This is a genomic window from bacterium (assembly GCA_023150945.1).
GTDB lineage: Bacteria > Zhuqueibacterota > Zhuqueibacteria > Zhuqueibacterales > Zhuqueibacteraceae > Coneutiohabitans.
Genome location: JAKLJX010000001.1, coordinates 777628 through 799842, shown reverse-complemented (window position 1 = coordinate 799842; position 22215 = coordinate 777628). Strand labels below are relative to the sequence as shown.

At 56.4% G+C, this 22215-nt stretch carries 11 protein-coding genes; all 11 read right to left on the bottom strand.

Translation table 11 applies throughout. The features are described from left to right. Positions 1 to 108: 108 nt before the first annotated feature. Entirely contained in the window at positions 109 to 1581 is a 1473-nt protein-coding gene (locus L6R21_02965) for a right-handed parallel beta-helix repeat-containing protein (GenBank protein ID MCK6558135.1), read from the bottom strand. A 63-nt stretch (positions 1582 to 1644) separates the two neighbouring features. Beyond that, positions 1645 to 2670 (bottom strand): pectinesterase family protein, encoded by a 1026-nt coding sequence (locus L6R21_02960; GenBank protein MCK6558134.1) that lies wholly within the window; start codon positions 2668 to 2670, stop codon positions 1645 to 1647. A 225-nt stretch (positions 2671 to 2895) separates the two neighbouring features. After that, positions 2896 to 7158, bottom strand: a complete 4263-nt coding sequence (locus L6R21_02955) for a T9SS type A sorting domain-containing protein (GenBank protein MCK6558133.1) — start codon at positions 7156 to 7158, stop codon at positions 2896 to 2898. A 332-nt stretch (positions 7159 to 7490) separates the two neighbouring features. Continuing rightward, complete coding sequence (locus tag L6R21_02950; GenBank protein ID MCK6558132.1) at positions 7491 to 9140, bottom strand: T9SS type A sorting domain-containing protein; 1650 nt, start codon at positions 9138 to 9140, stop codon at positions 7491 to 7493. Continuing rightward, complete coding sequence (locus L6R21_02945; GenBank protein MCK6558131.1) at positions 9118 to 10584, bottom strand: YjbH domain-containing protein; 1467 nt, start codon at positions 10582 to 10584, stop codon at positions 9118 to 9120. The genes L6R21_02950 and L6R21_02945 overlap by 23 nt, the downstream gene beginning before the upstream one ends. Positions 10585 to 10667: 83 nt before the next feature. Further along, positions 10668 to 11714: a PorV/PorQ family protein gene (locus tag L6R21_02940; protein MCK6558130.1), complete on the bottom strand. Its 1047-nt coding sequence runs from the start codon at positions 11712 to 11714 to the stop codon at positions 10668 to 10670. Between the two features lie 139 nt (positions 11715 to 11853). After that, complete coding sequence (locus L6R21_02935) at positions 11854 to 14070, bottom strand: T9SS C-terminal target domain-containing protein (GenBank protein MCK6558129.1); 2217 nt, start codon at positions 14068 to 14070, stop codon at positions 11854 to 11856. Positions 14071 to 14231: 161 nt separating this feature from the next. Continuing rightward, on the bottom strand, positions 14232 to 17174 hold the full coding sequence (locus L6R21_02930; GenBank protein MCK6558128.1) for a TonB-dependent receptor: 2943 nt from the start codon (positions 17172 to 17174) through the stop codon (positions 14232 to 14234). Positions 17175 to 17345: 171 nt separating this feature from the next. Further along, positions 17346 to 18836: an alpha-N-arabinofuranosidase gene (locus L6R21_02925; GenBank protein ID MCK6558127.1), complete on the bottom strand. Its 1491-nt coding sequence runs from the start codon at positions 18834 to 18836 to the stop codon at positions 17346 to 17348. A 65-nt stretch (positions 18837 to 18901) separates the two neighbouring features. Continuing rightward, positions 18902 to 20254, bottom strand: coding sequence for a pectate lyase (locus L6R21_02920; protein ID MCK6558126.1), 1353 nt, complete (start codon positions 20252 to 20254; stop codon positions 18902 to 18904). 247 nt (positions 20255 to 20501) lie between these two features. Continuing rightward, entirely contained in the window at positions 20502 to 22187 is a 1686-nt protein-coding gene (locus L6R21_02915; protein ID MCK6558125.1) for a T9SS type A sorting domain-containing protein, read from the bottom strand. Between the last annotated feature and the right edge of the window lie 28 nt (positions 22188 to 22215).

Sequence of the window (22215 nt, the reverse complement as noted above, 5' to 3'; positions counted from 1 at the left end):
TCAGTCTATGTTTAGCAAAACAGATGCGCCGGAATTGCTGTAATTTTTTTGCGTGATTATAGCGTCTCGGTACCTTTGCGTGAAAGTCTTTGCGTTACGAATGCCGTTTCACCTCATCAACAGCATCCTTTTCGTCTGAATAAAATCCGAAGTCTCAATTCTGTAGAAGTAAGCGCCGCTCGATAGATTGCCGGCCTCGAAGGCAATTGCATGCGAGCCTCGTTCCAGGTTTCCATTCACCAAGATCGCCGTCAACCGGCCGGTGGCATCATAAACGGCAAGCTGAACTCGACCCGCTCCGGCCAACTGAAATTCGATCTTGGTCACCGGGTTGAAGGGATTGGGGTAATTTTGCTTCAGGTGAAAGCCTGCCGGTTGAAGATCGTTCTCCCTCACCCTCGTGCCAAAATCGCTTTCGAACGCGCCGAGATCAGGCGCCTTGCCTTTAAATGGCAGGCCAAGATCGACGCCGGCATCGATCAAATCACTGCCGGCGGCCAGGTGCATGAATTCGATCTCCGGCAAGCTGCCGTCCGCGTAGCGTGGCGACTCGGCCAACGCCGGGTTCAGGCTCAAAAAATCCTCCGCGGTGACCACGAAAGGACTCTTCCAACTGTTGGTTTCCTGCACCGCAAAACTTCCCAACTGACCCAGACCGTTAAACGAAAGGCTATTCTTCACGGTCAATGCTTGGCCGGGATTGAGTGCGCGCTGAATTCTGTAATTCGCTTCCCGGTTGCCATAGCCGGTGCAATGCAACAACGTCATTGAACCGACATTGTTGTTCTGATCGAATCCTTTATTCTTGTTATCAAAAGCCACGCAATTGATCAAAATGGCGTGATGCATCAGTTGTTCGCTGTTGCTGTTGTCGCCGCCGCCCATTTTGAAGCCATTGCCGTTTGCTTGGGGTCCGGGATCGCCGCCATCTTTGAGATAGCCATTGCCCCACGTCCAACAATTTTCGAGGGTGGTGGTCACATCGTCTGCGCCGCGCAGATAGCCGTCCCAACCGTCATCGACATTGCCCCACGCGCGGCAGCCGTAGAAATAATTGCCTGAACCGACAGTGAGTTTCGGAGCAAAGCCGTCGGCGTCCGCGAAATCCGGCGGATCGGCATTGTAATACGAATCGCAATTGATGATGCGATTGTTTGCCGAGCCATTGCTCAACTGCAGGCCGGAATCCCGGTTCTCAAAAAACGCGCAATTCTCAATGAGGTTGTGCGAGCCGAAGTTGATCTCCATGCCGTTGTCGCCCGCGCCTTTGATCTGCAATCCGCGGATATGCCAGTAATTTGCGCGCAGACTGATGCCTCTGGACCCGAACGACTGCCCGGAAAAATCAAGAAGGGGGATTTCATCCTGGAACGAAGTCAGGGTGATGGGCTGGCTTTCCGTTCCGCTTTTTGCCGCGGAGATGGTGACTGTGCTCGTAAGTGCATAAAGGCCGCCGCGCACATAAATCGTGTCACCGGGCAAGACCTCGGCAACGGCTTTCGCGATGGTGCCGAACGGTTGCTCGAAGGTTCCGGGGTTGGCGTCATCGCCGTCGGAGGCAACATATTTCTGCGCAAGCAAGGGCGGCGTCAAAACAATACACGAGAGACAGAGTAAAACTATTTTCATCAAGGAATGGCCTTTTCAATATGCTCGATGCGGACAAGCGGGCGACCAACCATTCAACACGTTTGCAGCAGAATAGTACGCCGCTTCTTTTTCATCGAGCGTCGGACGCTTTGCGCTTTTGATCGCGCCAGGACCGTGACTTTCGAATTCAAAGAAACGCGAATCAGGTTTCACTTCGAACCAAATGCGCTGGCCGGTGGAATCACGTACAGAAATCGCGGCGTAGCCTTCCAAGCCGAGGTGATCATCCATGAAGCAGCGCACAAAAACCGCGCTGCCCTCGACACGCGGATCACCACCGGGATGCCACGGCCGGCCGAGCCGCACCGAGCCGGCAGGCAAATCCTTCTTCTCTTTCAACAGACGGCAGGCGAGAAACAAGAAGCCGAACGGATATGCCATCGCGGTGCTGGGCGCGGTGATGTAACCGGTGGGATCCTTGCCTTTGCGGTCGCGAGAAACGATTTCACAATTTTCGAAAACCGCCTGGCCCGCGCCGAAGATGAAATCAACGTGACCGAGAATGCGACAGCCGTGAAAGTAGTGGCGGCCCGCGTCGGCGTACAGTGTGTCTTGGAACCCTCTGATCACGCAATTGCAAAACACGGCGCGGTCGCTGGCCGCGGTCGTCATGAGCGCGACGGCCTGCGGATTTTGCGCTTTGGCCGGGTCGTCATCCGCCCTTGCCGCATTCTCGGGATAATCGAAGCCGTTTTCAATCGTAAGATTCTCCGCTCTGAAATCCGGCGCGGCGATTTGTAGTGTGAAGCTGCCTTGCGTTCCAAGTTTGCCGCCCCGCGATGCCGGCGTGTCGCCGCAATCATCGTGTGTGATGATGGTGCCGTCACGGCTCTCGCCAATGAAATGAACGAACGGTCGATCGACAATCAGCTTCTCGTCATAGCGTCCCTCTTTGATGAAGATAACGAACCGCTGCGCGTTGTCCTTCGGAACAGCAGCGAGCGCGGCGCCAATCGTGGCGAAGCGCGGCGCGCCCTCCACCAGCGCGCCGGGCTTGCCGGAATACCTTCCCTCAACCACTGCGTTTTGCGCAAAGGCAACATTCGCAAGGGTGCATAAAGTTAGAGCGATAATTCGAAACATGAGATTTGTTAAACCGCGAATCAGCGCGCATGAACGCCAATGGTTTTTACTCACAGCCATTGGCGTTCATGCCCGACAGTTCCCTTCCGCTTGAAGTGATCACCATCAACTGGTGGTTTCGAAAATCATCCTGCGAATAAGTTCTCCAGCTTGGGCGCTGCGCTATTTCAGCAGCACGAGTTTCTGCGCGGCGGTAAAATCACCGGCGGAAATGCGCAGGTAATACACGCCGCTGGTCACTCCCTTCGCATGCCACACGAAATCAAAAGCGCCGGCCTCGTGTGGCTTGCCGTTCATCAACTCCGCGACTTCGTGACCCATGACGTCATAAATCTTCATGGTGACGCGGGCCCGCGCGGGCAAGTGATAACGAATCGTGGTGGAGGGATTGAACGGATTGGGATAATTTTGGAACAGGGCAAATTCCTTCGGAAGTTCCGACTCGCGTTCCTCGACCGAAACCGGCACCTTGAGTCTTCCGCCCTCATACGAAATCGCGCCGTTGGGGCCGAGCTTGAATGGAATGGTATTGTCGAACTCACCTGCCATGAGCCGCAACACACCGTTGATCACCGTTGTCTGCGAAAGCACGACTCCTGCTTCGTTGTTGATCGCCAACCCATTCACCGTGTCCGGCATGAGCGTGCTGGTGACTTGCGCAACGGTTCCATTGAAGAGGTAGCTCGCTCCCGCGTTGAAGGTGAGCGCCCCGGTGGACTGCACGGCGCCGGCAATACCGCCGGCGTGTGCCGTTGCCAGAGTGGCTTTTTCGCTCAGAATGAAGACGCCATTGCCGCCAACGGCAGTCGTGTCCATGTTCAACGTTGTTGAACTATCGACCTGAATCGGCAAGCCGCCGCCGCCGTACGTCACATTCGAGAGCGTCAGGTTCTGGGTACCGTCGTCTTTGGCGAAAACGAATTTGGCATTGCCGGGAGTGGGATTGGAATTCTGCGTGGTGGCGTTCGCCATCGAGAAATTGCCTTCGTGCAGATTCCAAATCGTCGTGCCCGTGCCGCTGCCTTGCGAACCTCTGCCAATGGAAAAATTTCCGCCGGTAACGTTGACATCACCATAATGCTCAACCACAACATTCGTCGCGCTGCTGGTGCCTTGCGTGGCAAGCTGGCCGCTTGCCATGATGACATCGCCCATGATCGTCACCGTGCCCGATGAGCCGCCCACGAGTTGCCAGCGCGACAGGCCAGTGTTGATGACCGTGAGATTGCCGTGTATGGTGTTGCCATCCAAAGCCAGATCGCGATTCGAAACCAGTCCCGGTGTGTTGAGCGTGAGATGGTAGTAATCTTGCCCGCGATTCTCGGGCGCGGTGGTGGTGATGCCGGTGAACAATGCGGTCGAGCCTTCATTCCATGCGCCGCTCGGAACGCTGCCGCCGTCGCGCGCATGCTCGTAAACAGAGCCATTTCCGAAGTTCAATGGCGCAATCGCAGCAAGCGCGCCTGCATTGACGACGGTGCCGGCAACCGATCCGGAATCAGCAGTCATGCTGCCCAACGAATCAACCAGCATGATTGTGCCGGAATTCACCAGCAATTCGGCACACTTCACGGTGTCGTTGAATGCGACGCCGGCAGGATTGGACAGCGTCAGCACCCCGATCGTGTCCGGCAGCAGCACGCCGGGCGCTTGAAGTTGGATGCCGTTGAACGTGAAGTTGGCTGCTTTGCTGAGTGTAATGACGCCGGTTGTGCCAATGGCGCCGTCCAATCCGCCCGCGCGCGCGGTTTGCAAAGTCGCTCCGGCAGAAAGGATAAACGCGCCATTGCCACGCACGGCGGTCGTGTCCATGTTCAACGTTGCTGAGCTATCGACTTGAATCGGCAAACCGCCGCCGCCAAATGTCACATTCGAGAGCACCAGGTTTTGCACGCCGCCATCTTTGGTGAAGACAAACTTGGCATTGCCGGGCGTGGGATTGGAATTCTGTGTGGTGGCATTCGACATTGAGAAATTGCCTTCGTGCAGATTCCAAAACGTCGTGCCCGCGCCACTGCCTTGCGAGCCTCTGCCGATGGAAAAGTTGCCGCCAGTGACAGTGACATCGCCAAAATGTTCAACCACGACATTGGTGGCGCTGCTGGTGCCATGCGTTGCTAACTGGCCGGCTTGCACGATCACATCGCCTTTGATCGTCACCGTGCCCGATGAGCCGCCGACGAGCTGCCAGCGCGCCGAGCCGGTGCTGACCACCGTGAGATTGCCGTGAATGGTGTTGCCATCCAGAGCCAAATCGCGATTCGAAGTCAGTCCCGGCGTGTTGAGCGTGAGATGGTAATAATCTTGCCCGCGATTTTCCGGCGCTGTGGTAGTAACGCCGGTGAACAATGCGGTCGAGCCTTCATTCCACACACCGCTCGGAACACTGCCGCCATCGCGCGCATGCTCGTAAACAGAGCCATTTGTGAAAACCAAAGGCGCAACTGCGACAAGCTCTCCTTTGCTAATGACTGTGCCGGCAACCGAACCGGAATCGGCAGTCACGCTGCCCAGGGAATCAATCTGCATAAGCGTGCCGGGCGAGACAACTAGTTTTGCGCTTCTGACCGTGTCGTTGAAAGCAACACCGGCAGGATTCGCAAGCGTCAGCACGCCCAACGTGTCCGGCAGTAGCGCGCCGGCAACTTGCGCCTGCGTTCCGTTGAATGTGAAGTTGGCGGCTTTGCTGAACGCGACGACTCCGGTCGTAGCAATTGCCGCATTCAATCCGCCGGGATGAGCAGTTTGCAGCGTTGCTCCGGGAGAAAGAATGAATGCGCCGTTGCCGCCGACGGAAGTCGTGTCCATGTTCAACGTTGCCGCGCTATCGACCTGAATCGGCAAGCCGCCGCCGGCATACGTCACGTTCGCGAGCATCAGATTCTGCACGCCGCCATCTTTGGTGAAGACGAACTTGGCATTGCCGGGTGTGGGATTGGAATTCTGTGTTGTGGCATTTGACATTGAGAAATTGCCTTCGTGCAGATTCCAAATCGTCGTGCCCGCGCCGCTGCCTTGCGAGCCTCTGCCGATGGAAAAGTTGCCAGCGGTAACATTGATATTGCCATAGTGCTCGACCACGACATTGGTGGCGCTGCTGGTGCCATGCGTGGCCAATTGGCCGGCTTGTACGATCACGTCGCCCTTGATCGTCACCGTGCCCGACGATCCGCCCACGAGTTGCCAGCGCGCCGAGCCGGTGCTGATCACCGTGAGATTGCCGCTGATGGTATTGCCATCCAAAGCCAAATCGCGATTCGAAGTCAGCCCCGGGGTGTTGAGCGTGAGATGGTAGTAATCCTGCCCGCGATTCTCCGGCGCAGTAGTGGTGACGCCGGTGAACAATGCGCTCGAACCTTCCTGCCAAACAGCCGAGGGCACACTGCCGCCGTTGCGGGCGTGTTCATAAACCGCGCCGTTGGTGAAGGTCAGCGTGTCCTGCGGCACGACGGCGCCGCGATTGACCAGATTTCCGTTGACGACAAAAGGCCCGACGATTTCCATGGTGCTCGTATCGGCAACTTCGAAATGAATCCGGCCGCCGGCAAAGGTCACATTCTTGAATGTCACCTGCTGCGTGTCGTTTTTCGCAAACACGAATTTTGCATTCCCCGGTGTGGGATTGGAGTTTTGCGTCGCGGCACTGTCCATCGCGAAATTACCCTGATGCAAATACCACGTCGTGGTTCCCGAGCCGTTGCCTTGCGAGCCTCTGGCCAGTGAAAAGTTGCCGCCGGTGACATTGAGGTTGCCGTAGTGATGGACAATGAATGTTGTCTGCGCATTGCTGGTGCCCTGCACTGCAAATTGGCCGTCTTCGACGATCACATCGCCCATGATCGCGAACGCCGCCGTGTCGTTGGCGGCAATGGAAGTCAATTGCCATCTGAACGTGCCGGTGTTGATCACTCGCACAACGCCGCCGATGACGATGTCATTCCACCCCATGTCGCGGTTGCGGCCCAGGTTGGGCGTGTTAAAGGTGACATGATGGAAGCTTTGATTTCTGTTGCCCGGGGCATCCTGAACCGTCCCGGTCAGCAGAAATGTAGATCCCGGGCTCCAGGTGGCGAGGGGTACGCTGCCGGCATCTCGAGCATGCTCGTAGGTGCTGCCGTTGCCAAACTCCAAAGAACCCGAGCTGATCTCGACGATGCCGGTTTCTTCCACTTTGACATAGCCGGCAACACTCACCGCAATATCCACGCGCACGGTGTCATCACCACGCACGGTGATGGTTTCGCTTCCCGCCGGAGCAGTGGCCGCTACGACCCAGTTTGCGCCATCGAACGTTTCCCAGGTTGAGGCATCGCCCCAGTTCCCGCTGGCTGCGGAACGATAATCTCCCGCTTGCTGTGCCAGGGCCGGGCTTGAAATGAATACCGCAATTGCAGCGGCGCAAATTGTTCGTTTCAAAATTTTCATGACACCCTTCTCCATTTTTATGATGGTTTACAGGGTTGATACTTGACGCATGCAAGTTCACAATGGAACAGCTTGTCACTCAGCCTGTTGCACTGTTACCTTGAAAAATCTCTTTGCCTGTCATCTCGAAGGGACCTTGTGAAGTATCGAACACGGCACCCAGCACCATACAGGATTCCTACGGATTGACAGGCCGCGACGCCTTCTGGAAGATCGGTAACAGAATGCTGGCTACAATGATTCTCCCAAAATCAATGCACTGGCCCGGGCGTTGCCCTTGCGAACCAGCCGAAACCACATGATACCCGCACTGACCGCAAAGCCTGTCCAGGTCACTTCATCAAGACCATGCGTTTCATACCCACAATTTCTCCCGCCTGAATTCTACACAAATAAACGCCATTGCTGAGATGGGCGGCATCAAACTGCACGTTATGCACGCCAGCAGCTTTGCGACCATCGAAAAGCGTGGCGACTTTCTGCCCGAGCGTGTTGAATACTTCAACAGTGACCCGAGAGGCAGAAGGCAGTCCGAATCTTATGGTCGTAGATGGATTAAAAGGATTGGGATAATTCTGTTCGATGAAGAACGATACCGGCACGTCCTGTTGCCGCTCGGCAACCGAAACCGGAACTTTGAGGCTTCCGCCTTCAAACGAAATCGATCCATTCGGGCCGAGCGTGAAAGGGATGGTATTGTCGAACTCGCCGTTCACAAGTCTGAGCACACCGTTGATGGTCGTGGCTTGCGACAGCATCACACCCGCGGCGTTATTGATGATGAGATCAGTGACCGTCGTTGGCATGCGAGCACTCGTAACTTGCGCCGCGGCGCCGTTGAATCCATAGCTGGATCCTTCGGCAAGCGTCACCACACCGGTGACCGCGCTGAGCATCTCTGCTACGCCGCCGGGAAGGGCGGTCAGCAAGGTTGCACCTTCATGTACTGTGAACGTGCCGCTGCCCGCCAGCACGCCCGCGCCCATATCGAGCGTCGTGCCGCTGCTGACTTCAATGGGAAGAGCCGTCAACGTGTTTCCCGTTCCCAACGTCAGCGTTTGCGTGCCGGCTTTGGCAAAAACGAATTTGGCGCCGCCTGGGGTGGCGTTGGAGTTTTGCGTCGTCGCATTCGACATGGAGAAGTTGCCTTCATGCAGATACCACGTTGTCTTGCCGCCTGCTTGTGAACCGCGCGCAATCGAGAAGTTGCCGCCGGTCACCACGATATTGCCGTAATGATGCACTTCAAAGACGGTTTGCGCGTTGCTTGTTCCTTGCACGGAAAACTGACCGGCTTCAACCAACACGTTGCCCATGATCGTCACGATTGCCGTATCCGTGGCGAGCGCGGTGGTGAGGTACCAACGATTGGTGGTTCCGGTGGTGATGATGCGGACATTGCCGCCAATGGTGTTGCCGTTCAAGTTCATGTTGAGATTCGAGAGCAAACCGGGAGTATTGAAGGTGAGGTTGTAATAATCTTGATCTCTATCGTTGGGAGCAGTTGTCGTCACTCCCGTCAACAAGAGAGTTGAGCCCTCTGCCCAAATTGATTGCGGAATACTGCCGCCATCCCGGTCATGCTGGTAAGTCCCACCGTTCGCAAAGGTGATGGTGAGACTGTCAACGGGTTCTACTATTCCTTGATTGATGAGCGTGCCGGTGATCGAAACCGGAGCGTTGACGAATATTGAATCCGTGCTCAGGATCGTGATGGTTTCAGACCCGCTCGGCGGCGTGGCAACGTTGGCCCAGGTGGAACCGTTGAACCGCTGCCAGTTCTGCGCCACACTCCAATTACCGCTGGCACGCGTGCGATAATCTCCCACGGATTGGGCTAAAAGAGATGAGGATAAGATCAACATGAAAGTAAAAGCGAGCATCATCGTAACAGTTTTTTTCATGATGCGCCTCCTTGTCATCGGTTGTGGGGTTGAGATGATGGAACTATGTCTTTTGTTAATGTTGCCAGGGTATCTCATATGAGAGTTGTGCGATGAACGTGTGACACCGTTCGCGATTCTTGCTGATGGCGCTGGCCCAAATGTCTTGGTACTTCATCAAGGCGTTTTCATACGTCACACTCAAGTGCAGGGCCGATTGCGTGATTCCGACGCCGGCTGAATAAACCGTGTACGCCACCGGCTCGCCTTCGATCTGATTTCCTTCCGGTTCGAATACTTCCGCCTCGCCGCGCATGCCGCCGCGCAGCGCCAGCCAGGAGGCAATTCTATACTCTGCGCCGATGCGAAAGAGCGAGGTGGAAAGCCAGGGCGAGTTTTCGACGCCGTTCGCATCGACATACTTGGCGGAATCATAAGGACGAAACTCATACTCCAAGCCCAGGGTCAGATTCTCATTTGGCGTGAGCGCAAGGCCAAGCCGGCCGCGCCAGGGCAGCTGCAATTCGTCTTCGCCTTGAATCGTCGCAAGGGAGGGCGTGCCGGTCGTATCGGTTGCAACCTGCATGGTGTAGTTCCGAGTGATTGTTGCCGGCGGTTTGACGGCAAAACCGACGCTGACGAACCGCCCGGTGAGAATGCTGCTCAGAGTAAATTCCGTGCCGCTGAAATCCGAAGTGCCCGTCTTGGTGATTCTGTGGTAAATCGAATCCGCGCGAAAAGCATTCGAATAAAACGTGAGTCTTCCTCTGGCCACCTCTTGTTCAACGTCGTCACTGCTGCCGTCCAGGATCATTCCGCTGAAACCAAGGGAAACATTCTTCATCACGCTGCCGGCCAGGGCGATGCCGTAACCTTGCAGCGAGCCGGCGCGCGAACGCATTGCCTGCGACCAATTCACCGGCAGGGGATTATCATCACCCGGGCGCAGCGTTGGCAACGGACGTTGCGACAAGATGTTGGGAGAAAGGACATTGTTGTTTTGATAATAATGATTCAAGTCGGCGTAATTGACCGCACCGATTCCGGCAACGAGCTTGATATTTCCCAACGAAAGCGGCACGGCAAGAAACGCCTGCAGTGGTGTGTTATGATTTTTCGAACGTGTCCAATTTGGCCCGATGCTGTCATACGGTCTCTGCACCGTGTCCTGTGCCGTGAAGCCGACAAGCGTGGTATCCGGATTCGGTATTTTGGCGGTCAGGCCTTCCAACAGCAGGCTGAGATTCGAGTAATATCTCACCGGCGCATAATTCTGCTGTTGTTCCAAATCCTGGGAGAACCAAAGTCCGCCAAGTGCCGCCTGTATCCCGGATATTGAATGCAATGCCGCCGGATTCTGAAACATCAATCCGGCGTCTTGTTTGACGCCGATGATGACGCCGCCCATGGCCCGGCTTGCGGCGGAATGCAGCGAGTAGTGATTAATTCCCTGAAACGTCAGCGCGCCGCCGTAGCCTTGCGCGAAAAGTGCTCGCGCCAAAAGGAAAAACAGCACGCAAAACCGCAGAGCGGCAGAGAACACGCAAAATTTTTCCTTTGCCATTTCTTTGCGTCTTTGCACATTTGCATGGGAGCATTTCCGTTTTCTGCAAACGATGAAATTTTTCATGGTAGCGCAATCCCTAAACTGATCCGCTGAACATTGCCGAGGTAAGTACCCATGGCGCCATAGCTGTAGTCTGCCGACAGCCGGACGCCCTCGAGTGCGTGCTTGACGCCGCCGCCGAGCGTCAATCCGTCGAAATCGTAGTTGAACTTGTAACCGCCGCGCAACGCAAACGAACCGGCAAACTCATATTCCACGCCGGCGTGTATCTGTTGCGCGTAATCGTTGGGATGAAAGATGTCCAGCGCCGCACTCAACCGGTTCTCCGAGCTGCCGGAGCGCAACAGCCCTTCCGGCCCGACGAGATCCGCGCCAATGCCGAAGCGAAACAGCAGCTGCACAGGATTCGATTCCTTGGCATATTTCACATCCGCTCCAAAATTCTGCACGGCAGATCCGATATGAATCGAGCGATAACCGGTGTTGTAGCGAATGCCGAAATCAAACAGCAAGCCGTTCGCCCAGGTGTCGACCTCTTCGAACACGCCCTGCCGCACTTGCGCCGTGAGCTTGCGACCATCGTAGAGCGACTCATGCACGTACTTCATGCCCAAGCCCACGGAAAACTTGTCGGTGAGATCGCGGCCATACGATACGCCGACGACGTAGCTGTAAGGGCTGAAGGTTCTTCCGGTCAGTCCCGGGCCTTCGGGATTGCTGATGTAGGGGCGCGCGTTGGTGGTTTCTTCGAACTCGCCGAAATCGACATATTGGACTTGCAAGCCGAGCGCGCCGAATCCTTCAATCGCAAGCGCAAAGGCGAGAGCGCCCTGTTGGGAATCAAAGAGCCAGTTGGTGTAGGTGGAAGTCAATTCCATGTTGTCGAGCCGAGCGAGGCCCGCGGGATTCCAAAACATTGCCTCGGCGCCGGTGGCCCGCACGGCATAAGCCTCGCCCAGCGCCGTGGCGCGCGCCGAGGGCATCACTTTCAGAAACTGCATCGAGGTGCTGCCCACCTTCTGCGCCAAAGACTCAGAAGAAAAGATATTGCCTGCCAAAATGATTGCAGCGAGAAACCGGATTTTCGTTTTCAGAGAATTCATCATGATTCTCCACTTTCAAGCATCCAATCGGAAAATTTCAAGCATCCAATTGACAAAAAGATGTTTGACAGAAATATGTTTGCACCCAATAATTTCAAACACGATTCTTCCGCCATTCAGTTTCCTGTCATAATTCTTTGCTTCAGTGAATGACCACAAACTTGCCGCTGGCCCGTGCGCCGGTGTCGCGGTCTTCGACGACAAAGTAATACACCCCAGAAGCAATGATTTGATTGTTGATGCTGAGCTGGTACCAGGGATTGCCGTACGTTTCCCGGTCATGTTCGCGCGTGATTATTAACTGCCCGGCGTAAGAGAAAATTCTGATGGTGCAGCGATTCGTCAATCCCAGAAACTGAATGCGATCGTTGATCTCTCCACCGGGATCAGAACCCGTCAAGCCGCTCGTCACAATCAGCGGATTGGGCACGACATAAACCTTTCCGAGAGATTCAGCCGGCGGCGCTTGCGTTTCGTGCGATGTTAGATTGGTCATGCCGCTTCTCCCGCCCAGTTGATCCACCGAGACTACGGCATATGCAACATTGTCGCCGAGATTGCTATTGGGATCGAGAACATCATATTCGCCGTTGTGAAAGTAGCGCGGATCTCCCGCCGACACGGAATCGATAACCGTCCAGGGACCCAAAGGATGGGGCGCGCGCATCACCTCGTAGTGACTGAAGGCCGCGTGCAAGCGCGGTGCAGTGAAGGCTTCGACCTGCGGCCCCCAAATGATCCGGTTGGCGGCGGCGCGCGTGTCTTCAATGCGAATGGCAGGCGCCGGAAATGGGATCGAAACGGTGTTGTAGCGGCCGGTTGCCGGCGCTGCTTCGGGTTTGTATTGCAGCGTATCGTGCTTCACCAAAGGCCTGCCGGTGTACATTTCAATCGCGCGGTCCGCGACATCGCGGATGGAAACCACGCCCGGCGTTACGTACCACGGCAGCGGATGATCCTGCAAATAAGTGCTGCCGATATAGTTTTTGCTGCCCAGATTCGCATATTGCAGCGTGTCGAACCAACTTGGCACAGGACTGAACCACGCGCCGGCATCAACGCCCGCCCGCACTGTTCCGCCGAGATCTTTGTATTTCCTGTCGCCTGCCGCGCCGGGCCCATAGCCTGCAACTTCTGCCACTGCAAACCGCATTTTCCCGCCCGCGGGGAGCAGGTAGGGATAAAAACCGTAGCCGCGCGAAACCGGCTGCCACCACGAGAGATTCGCTGAACTTTTTGTGCGCCCTTTCCAGTATGGCCAGAGCTCCGCTTCAAACTGATTGCGAAAACGGGTTGAATCTGTGACGCCCTGCCAAATGCCCGTTTTGCGTTGCACTGTCGGATCCATCCAGGTTGCCGTTTTCGCCTCGGCTGGGAGGTTGCCATTTTCATAGCGGAGCAAAAAGGGCTGCTTCGCCTTGCCGTTCGCATCCCACATTCCCGCGCTGTCGGCCGCCGTGAGAAAAACCTGCTGCGTCCGATCTCTGGGACTCAAATGCTCATAGTCAAAATGCAGCACCAGCAAGCCCACAGCCTGCGGCGAGTTCAAGCCGCCGCGATTGCCCGGCGTGGACCAGGTTTCGAAGAAATCAGGATCCGGAAGGCCGTCGCGTTCATGATTGTAACTCATCCAGCGTTTGAGATCGAAGCGCGTGAAATGATCGCCCAATCCCGCCGGCGGCTGGCCGCGAAATGCGCTCTCCGACCACGCGCCGTGATTGCGTTGATAGCCGAACATTGAAGGGCCAAACGTATTCGCAAAGGTGATGAACACATCAGCAATCGTTTCGTTCGTCACGTTCTCAAATTCATATTCATAGATGATGAAGCTGTCGTAACTGGGATAACTCCAGGCGCGGCTGGTCCGCGTTACTCTAATGCCGACCGGCGTGTCCCAGCGCGAGATGATGACTTCCTCCGCTTCGTCGGGATTGAAGGCTGAATTCAACTCGCCGCTTGCCAGCACCGGGAAATTCTCGATCTTGCGCAGTTCGAGGGGCGTGCTGTACACGCCGACAACGGTAATGGGGTCGCCGTTGGTGTTGGAAACAGCGCCGCAGAACGCGTAGCTTCTGCCGCTTGCGCGCGTGCCGGCGAGCCAAATGCCGCTGCCGAAGGAATTGTGCTGGCCCGGATAATTCACCCGATCGAGCACAATGCTGGAATTCGGCGGATATTCCATGGCGGGGCTGCCCGGCTGCACGGTGCCGCCGGCATTGTAAGCTCTTCCCAGCTCGCCGGTGTTGTACACGGCTTGGTGCAGCAGGCCGCGGCGATGCACGCGCCAGTCACGCTGCTGCGCATTGCTATCGCCGAGCGCGACGGCCAACAACAGGATCATGAATCCGAGGTGTTTCATGTTTTCTTCTACCATATTTTGTGGCAGGATGATTGTTGGACAGAATGATTGCCTTTGGGCTTGGTTGACTGTGATTGAATCTGAGTCATCGCAACGAGTCCAAATCCATGGCCAGAGAACTGGATCATTCTGCCGTTCAATTATCCTGTTATGATATGTTCTTAGAATTCGAATACAATTCCAAAACTGAACGATCGTGGCTCATTGCTGTAAATCAAAAACGATTGATCGACGCTGAACGGACCCTGCCTGCCCTTGTCCCACCAATAGCGAATGCCGTTTTCTTTGTCATCGATGCCCCATTCTTCATAATATTGCAGCGGAAGATTGGGGTTGGTGGCCGTGGGCCGCTCGAACAGATAATCGTAATTGAGGATCTTGTTGTCAAAGAGATTGAATACTTCCGCGTACAAATTCGCCGGTATACCGAAGAAATTGCGGATTGACTTTGTTATCCGTAAATCCGTGTTGTACTCCATGGGCGCGCGTTTCACATTGATCAACCGGATGTCGGAGGGCGAGGTGTAGGGCCTGCCGCTCCGAATCAAAGAGTACACCGAGAAGTTCATATCTGCCAGCGGGTGAAAACCGGAGACTGACGGGCCCCAGTCATTTCGCGTCACGTAGCCTGCGGTGATCACGACATTGTGCGTGCGGTCAAAATCCAATAGAATATCGCGCGTGGGCACGTTGGTCAGGTCAGTCGTCACGACCCCCAGCGTATCACGATTGAAAATGGGCGTGGCAGCAGTGGCGGTCGCGCTTTTGCCAGTGGCATAGCCGTATTGATAGTTAATCGAGCCGGTGAGCGCGCCGCGCCGCTTGCTCAACGCGATGCGAAAGCCGCGAATGTCGGCGTAATCCAAATTGAAGTAGGAGCTGACTTGATAACCCGCCCGGTCGTCGATGAAATTCGATTGCTGGATGAGATTCTTGACATCCTTGTAGTAGCCGCTGACATCCAGTGTAAATCCTTCGCCTAAACCCTGCACCACGCCGATATCGTAACTGTTCGTGGTTTCGGGCTCGAGTTTGGAGTTGCCCAAAATGACGGGATCGTGCAAGCGCTGGCCGAGGCGCTGTGAAACAATGTACTGGAACGACGGCCGTTGCATGAAAGAGCCGTAGTTGAGATGAAACACGGTATTGGCCGAAATCGGAAAAGAAAAACCCAGGCGTGGTTGCAGACGACCATAAACCGGCGGCTTTTTCCGTTGCGCATTGTTGGGACTGAATCTGCCCAATGAATCGGGATCGCCAAACGGCGTGTAGAAATCAACAAAGTAATCCACGCCCGAGTACCACATATCAAAGCGCAATCCGACGTTGGCGATCAATCCCTCGAATTCCATCTTGTCCTGCGCGAAGGCCGCCGCTTCGAAAGGATGCGCGGTGTAGCGCTCGAGTTGCCGGCTCGACCGCACGCTCAGAAAGTTGGACACGTCGATGCGATAGGAATTGACCTGTGCGCCGGCATTAAACAAGTGCGCGTGCGTCAATTGGCTGGTCAAGGCGCCGTCAAATGAGATCGTGCGCGTCTTCTCTTTGGTGAAGGTGTCGTATCCCGCTTGATAATTGAGGCGATCCGGAGAATTATTATTCGGGTAGGAAATCGTGCCGACCACCCAATTGAAATCCACCGAGGGGGGAAGCACGTCGGGAACAGGAGTGGCGCCCTGCCGGTTGTTGGTGAAGAGCGAGTTGAGCTTCAATTCATAATACGTACTCGGGCTGAGGGCGTGGGTGAAACGCGCGCCGAGTTGGGTATTGACTCGCTTTCTGGCGCGAATGCCGGTAATGCGATCCCACAGCCAGCGCTGATAGCCGCCGACACTGTTGGCACCGGGAAAAACGTTGTCGTCCAAATGAGTGAAGCCGCCGCTTAAACGCAACGTGGTCGTCGAGCCAATATCGGCAACCACATTGCCCATCGCTTGATACTCAGCATCGGGCTGTTCGGTGGGGAAAGCGGGCATTTGCCGGTTGGAACGCAACGCCAGAAACATGCGCATGCGATCATTGATCGGCCCGCCGGTCGCCATTTCGAGAGAGTAGTCGAGATCATTGCCATAGGTTCGCCCGAGGTCTCTGCGCGTCTGCTCCCAAAGCGCCTGGGCCACGGCCACTTGCACCAGCGTATCTCCCGCAAAACTGCTGGTGAGTCCCGAGGCCATCGCCCCGTAGTAGGGCTGCACTTGATCGGCGCTGGGGTCTCCGGTCAGCCACACCTGACGATCACGCAGCAGCCTGAGGTAATCGTTAGCATTCGGATCGAAGACGCTCGGCCCGAAATGTTGCCTCCCCGGCGCGCGCAGGCGTGATTCAAACCGCGAGCGCCACACCTGTGGATCGCCCTCTTTCATTGAAATATTCACCACGCCGGATTGCGCATTGCCGTATTGCGCGCCGAATCCGCTGGTGATGACTTCCACTTCCTCGACGCCGCTCATAATCGGCAGAAACGCGGAGGAACGATCAAGCGGATTGACGATACCCATGCCTTGCAGCAGATAATACTCCTCGCCCGTGCGCCCGCCGCGAAAGTGGCCGTCACTCACATCCGCGGCGAGATTGATGACGTCGCTGATGTCGCGAATGCCCGGCAGCGTCTGCACGTCGTCGAAGCGCACGATCGCGCTGGTGGCAGTCTTGTCCAACTCGACATCGGGCCGGATGGCCTGCACCACCACTTCTTCGCCCTCCAGCACCTCTTCTCTAAGTTTGAAATCGATGGTAGTGGTGCGGCCGGCATTCACGATCACCTGCACGAAGACGGTCGCCTCGTAGCCAATCATATTGGCGCGCAGCTCGTATTTGCCGGGCGGAACATTCAGAATAAAGTATTCGCCGCTGGCCTCTGCCGCCGCTCCCATGCGGGTACCGGTGATGAGAACATTCGCGCCGGGCAGAGGATTGCCGCTCGCCGCCTCGGTGACCGTGCCGGCAACCTTGCCGACGTTTTGCGCCGCAAGCGGATGACTCCACAGAAGCGCTGCCAGCGCCCATAATGCACCAATCTTCACCGGCAACGGCCGGCGGCAGCTTCGCTTTCGAAACGGCGCGCGTTTGTCATGGCTGCGCGGTGGATGATATTGCTGTATCATTCTCCCTCCGGTCAGTTTCCTCGAACGCCGAAGCCTACCTCAGATGATCCGATTGCGGCTGCGCCAACGTTTCCAAAACATCGAGCACCGGGGAAACGCTGAGGTTTCTGATGCAACGGCCACGCCGCGGCAGGAACGCTTTCATCAAAAGGCTGCGCTTTCGGACGGATGCTAATTCATATGCAACACAACTACCGACTTGGCCGGCACCTCGATTTTGAGGATGCCGTCCTGCACTGCAGCCTGCTTGAACGCGGCAATCTTCACGTTCTCAGGCTGGGCAAACGTGTTGTGGGAATGCAATTGTGGCGCGGTCAGTATTCTGGCGGTAACGGCCGCCGGCTGAGCGCCGCGCAATTCACACTCGAGCGGCATGTTCTCATGTGGATGCACATTCACGATACTGATGGTAATGCTGCCCGCTTGCGTCCGCGAGCACGAGACGCTGAGCGCGGGCATACTTTTGCCGTTGTGTTCGTAGTTCTCCGTCTGCAACTCCGAAGGCAGGTACAGCGCGTCCTGATGAACTTGGTAGAGATCGAAAACATGGTACGTCGGCGTTAGAATCATTTTCTCTTGATCCGTCAGAATCATCGCCTGCAGCACATTCACGGTCTGCGCAATGTTGGCCATTTGAACGCGCTGGCCGTATTTGTGAAACAGGTTGAGCGACAGCGCCGCGGCAAAGGCATCACGCAAGGTGTTCTGTTGATAAAGAAAGCCCGGGTTCGAGCCCGGTTCGCCCTGATGCCAAACGCCCCATTCATCCACCATCAAGCCGATGCGGTTTTCGGGGTCATACTGATCCATGATTTTGATGTGACCGGCGAGCAGATCATCGAGCGCCAGACACGATTCGATCAAGGTGAAGTATTCACTCTCGTCGAACACGGTGGCGGATTTCTTTTTCTCCCAGGTGCCATTCACAAAATAATGGTGCAGCGAAAGCCCGCTCATTTGTTGTCGCGTGACTTTTTTCATCAATACTTCCGTCCAACTAAAATCACCTCCGGCGGCGCCGCCGGCGATTTTGAAAAGATGATTGTCGCCATAATTACGGCAGTAGGTGGCGTATCGTCTATACAGATCGGCATAAAACTCGGCCGTCATGTTGCCGCCGCAGCCCCAATTTTCATTACCGACACCCCAATACTTCACCTTCCACGGTTTGTCGCGGCCGTTTTTGCGGCGCAAATCCGCCATCGGACTGACGCCATCGAACGTGAGGTACTCCACCCATTTCGACATTTCTTCCACGCTGCCGCTGCCGACGTTGCCGCAGATGTACGGTTCCGTGCCCAATTGCTCGCACAGATCGAGAAATTCGTGCGTGCCAAAACTGTTGTCCTCGATCACGCCGCCCCAGTGCGTGTTGATCATTGTGGGTCGCTGCTCGCGCGGGCCGATGCCGTCGCGCCAGTGATACTCATCCGCAAAACAACCGCCCGGCCAGCGCAGGCTGGGCACTTTGATGTGCTTCAATGCCGCGACGACATCATTGCGAATACCGCGCGTGTTGGGAATGGGAGAGTCTTCGCCGACCCAAATGCCTTCATAAATGCCCCGGCCCAAGTGTTCGCTGAATTGGCCGTAGATATGCCGGCTGATGATATGCCTGCCGGAATCCGCATGCACGATGAGTTTGTTTTTGGAAGTGTTCATGTTCGTCTGGTTGAATGCAATGCCGGGAAACAGGCAGAGAAAAGCAAAAGCACGCGCCGAGTCTTTCATTGTTTCTCACCTTGAACGGTGGTCGTGCTGTCAGATATGGTGGCCGCACGCCCGCCGGCGGGCTGCGCCAGGTTGTTCAAGTATTTTTCCAAATTAGTATGCCCGTCGCCGTTGAAGTCGCGGTTGCGATCTTCGGGATTCGCGGGATCGAGGCCGTGGCGGCGTTCCCATTCGTCGGCCATGCCGTCACGGTCTTCATCTTCGGGCGCGGGCGCGGAATGCAACACGGGCCAGCCACCAACCTGATTTTGCGAATCAATGAGGCCCAGGCCGCCGTTGCCGAATCTCGCTGTGCCGGTACGAACTTCCGCGACAATACGCGCGTCAACCGTGTCGCGCTTGGGCAGCAACGCGCCGGCTGACGCGAGCACCAATGCCAAAGCCGCTTCCGCAGAGTGCGTCACAACCGGCGCAACGGGAAACGGCGCCTCCACCCTGCCCAACGCGCCAAACTTGCCCTGCACGCCGGCCCAATTATCTGTGGTGACCTCGGGAAAACCATACACCTCGTTGTCCGCAACATACCAGCGGCCTTTGGCATCATAAGGCTCGACGATGCGATTCTTGGTGTGACCGGTTGCCGGTCCGAATTTATAATAGTTCGCGACGAGATTGTGGTTGCCGGCCTCGCCGCCGTAGGCGCTGTTCTCGCCCCAGTTGTAGATCACGTTGTTGCGAAAATCGACCAGCTCTTTTTCGGGCGCGCCATGCGTGCGGCTGCCGTTGAAGCGCGGGTTGCGATTGGAGTTGTGCGCCAGGAGATTGTGATGAAATGTCACACCTTTGCCGCCCCAAATGCCGGCATAGCCGTGCTTGCCTTTGCGGTGATAAGAGTCATTCAGGCTCTCGCCGATCAAGCACCATTGCACGGTGGCATTTTCATTGTCATAGAACGAAGCCACTTCGTCGATGCCCCAGCTCATCGAACAATGATCAATGATGATATTCCTTTGGCCGAGACACGAAACGGCATCTTCTTGCAACCGGTTCACATCTCCCAATCGAATGCGGAGAAAACGAATGATGACATTGTCCGCAGTGATGCTCAGAGGATAATCACGGAGGCAAATGCCGTCACCGGGTGCGGTTTGCCCGGCAATGGTGAGATCGCCATTCTTGATGCGCAGGGCGGAGCGCAGAGCAATGGTGCCGGAAACGTGAAAGACGATGGTTCTGGCGCCGCGCGCCGTAACCGCCGCGCGCAAGCTGCCTGCGCCGCTGTCATGCAGATTGGTGACGGCGAGGACTTTGCCGCCGCGGCCGCCACTGGTGTAACGGCCAAAACCCTCGGCCCCGGGAAAGGCCAGCGGTTGCGCGAGGCCAGCCTGCAGCAGCGTCGCAACAATCACGCATGCCCACAGCGACGCACTACATGCCTGCGGCCAGAACGAAAAAAGAAGTGCAAAGCAAGCTTGATTCACTTGCCGGCAGTGCTGCGAAAGTTGCCGGAGTCGTGCGGTCATCGGCGTTCCGAAGGCGATTGAGCAAGGAGAGCTGCCAAGATTTGCGCCGCGGCAGCGTTCCTCCGCATGAAGCACTTGGCCGGCCGGCTGCGCAGTGCAGCCGGCCGGTCGAGCGAAGGGAGGTCAACGGGTCCTATTTCATCAAAATCATTTTGCGCGTTTGCTGATAGGCGCCGGCTTCGAGTTTGTAGAAATAGATTCCGGAGGGCACATTCTGCGCATCCCACACGACCTGGTGCTGGCCGGCGGGCAGCTTGCCATTGACCAGCGTGGCGAGGCGCTGGCCGAGCGCGTTGTAAATCTCCAGCCTCACCTCGCCGGTTTTGGCAAGTGCGAAGGCGATGCTGGTCGAGGGATTGAACGGGTTGGGATAATTCTGTTCGAGAACGAAACCGGTAGCAACGGTTCTGGGATGCTTCTGACTCACGCCCGTAATGTAATCTTCCCACTCTGCCTTCTTGTCGGGGAACCAGTTCAAGTCACCGGCCGGGAAATTGCCTTTGGCGCCGGTATAGGCGGCTGACGCGGTCGAATAGGTTGCATCCAATTCGTCGCGATAATACTCGATCGGGCGGCGGTCGTAATCATCGGTGTTGCGGTTGAAAACGGCGCCCGGCGTGTTCTTCGAGCGGTTGCCGCCGGTCGGGCTTTCGTACCAGCGCATCATGTTCGTCATCAGCCGCGGCGTGTTGCCCAGTTTGAGCGTCGTCATCGTGAAGGCCTTCACCGAGTCCGCGCCCAGCCGGCTGTTGATGTGATACGACAGCGGCGAGCCGGGCGGATAGCCAAAGCCATTCAAGAAAGCCCAGCCCGAATCGCTGATCGTGTAGTAGTTGTTGCTCACCTGCCATTGCGTCGTGGTATTCGGCGCGGTGAAAATCCAAGTGATGCGGTTTCTGCCGTTGGGATAGATCTCGCCGGTGTTGGCCCATTCCGCCGCGCGCGTGGCATCGGTGGAATCTTCGCCGAGCGCAAACGCATCGACAAACAGGTTGTTGGTGATGATGATCTCCGGGCCGACATTGCCGAGCGACAACAGCCCGTGGAAGCCCATGCCGTTGATGAACGTGTTGTGGTCGATCCGGCCGTACTTGATCTCGCCCGTGCCCGCTTGCGGATTGGCAAAATTATAGTGCCGGATGGCGCGATCCTGAAAATTCACGAACGTGTTGTTGACGATAATCAGGGAGTCGCAGGCCGCTTCGCGCAAATCAATGCCTTTGCCGGCGCCGAGATTCGAAGTCGTCAACGCGCCCATGTTCGCAAAAATCGAGTTCGTGACTTTCACCTTGGTGGTGTTGAATCCGGTGCGAACATGCTGGCCGTTGATATTCGACAAAACCACGCCGTCCAGCACGATCGACGAGCCGATGGCCGTCGTGTTGATCAAGCCGCCTTGTACGCCGTCGACGCGATCAGGCTCCGGCTCATAGAAACCGGCAATGCAAACCTCCTTGATGTCCAAGTGGCCGCCGTTCAGCACCACAAAATTGCCCGGCGGTCGGGTCGGCGTTCCGCCGGTGCCGGTTTCCCAAAGGTAAATGATCGGCTTCTTGCCGGCGCCCGCGGCCGCGCGCAAACGCAGCGTCTGCCCCGCAGGAACGGTTACCACCGCATTGTGCAGATAGACGCCATCCCGCTGCAATTCATAGACGCGGTTGGCTTTGAACCCGCCCGCAATGACGGTGTCCGCCAGAATCTGCGTGTTGACGTGCGTCGCCGCCGTGCCGTCCGTCGGCGTCAGGGGAATGACGACGTCCTGGCCATAGAGAGACGCGGCCAGAAGGAACGCCGCAGCAACAATTGTGTCTAATTTCAAGTGGCGCATCAGAGTCTCCTCTGGTTGA

Bases quoted from the DNA above. Each gene is read 5' to 3' on its own strand.
- L6R21_02955 (MCK6558133.1), bottom strand. From the start codon at position 7,158: ATGAAAATTTTGAAACGAACAATTTGCGCCGCTGCAATTGCGGTATTC.
- L6R21_02950 (MCK6558132.1), bottom strand. From the start codon at position 9,140: ATGAGATACCCTGGCAACATTAACAAAAGACATAGTTCCATCATCTCA.
- L6R21_02940 (MCK6558130.1), bottom strand. From the start codon at position 11,714: ATGATGAATTCTCTGAAAACGAAAATCCGGTTTCTCGCTGCAATCATT.
- L6R21_02935 (MCK6558129.1), bottom strand. From the start codon at position 14,070: ATGAAACACCTCGGATTCATGATCCTGTTGTTGGCCGTCGCGCTCGGC.
- L6R21_02930 (MCK6558128.1), bottom strand. From the start codon at position 17,174: ATGATACAGCAATATCATCCACCGCGCAGCCATGACAAACGCGCGCCG.
- L6R21_02925 (MCK6558127.1), bottom strand. From the start codon at position 18,836: ATGAACACTTCCAAAAACAAACTCATCGTGCATGCGGATTCCGGCAGG.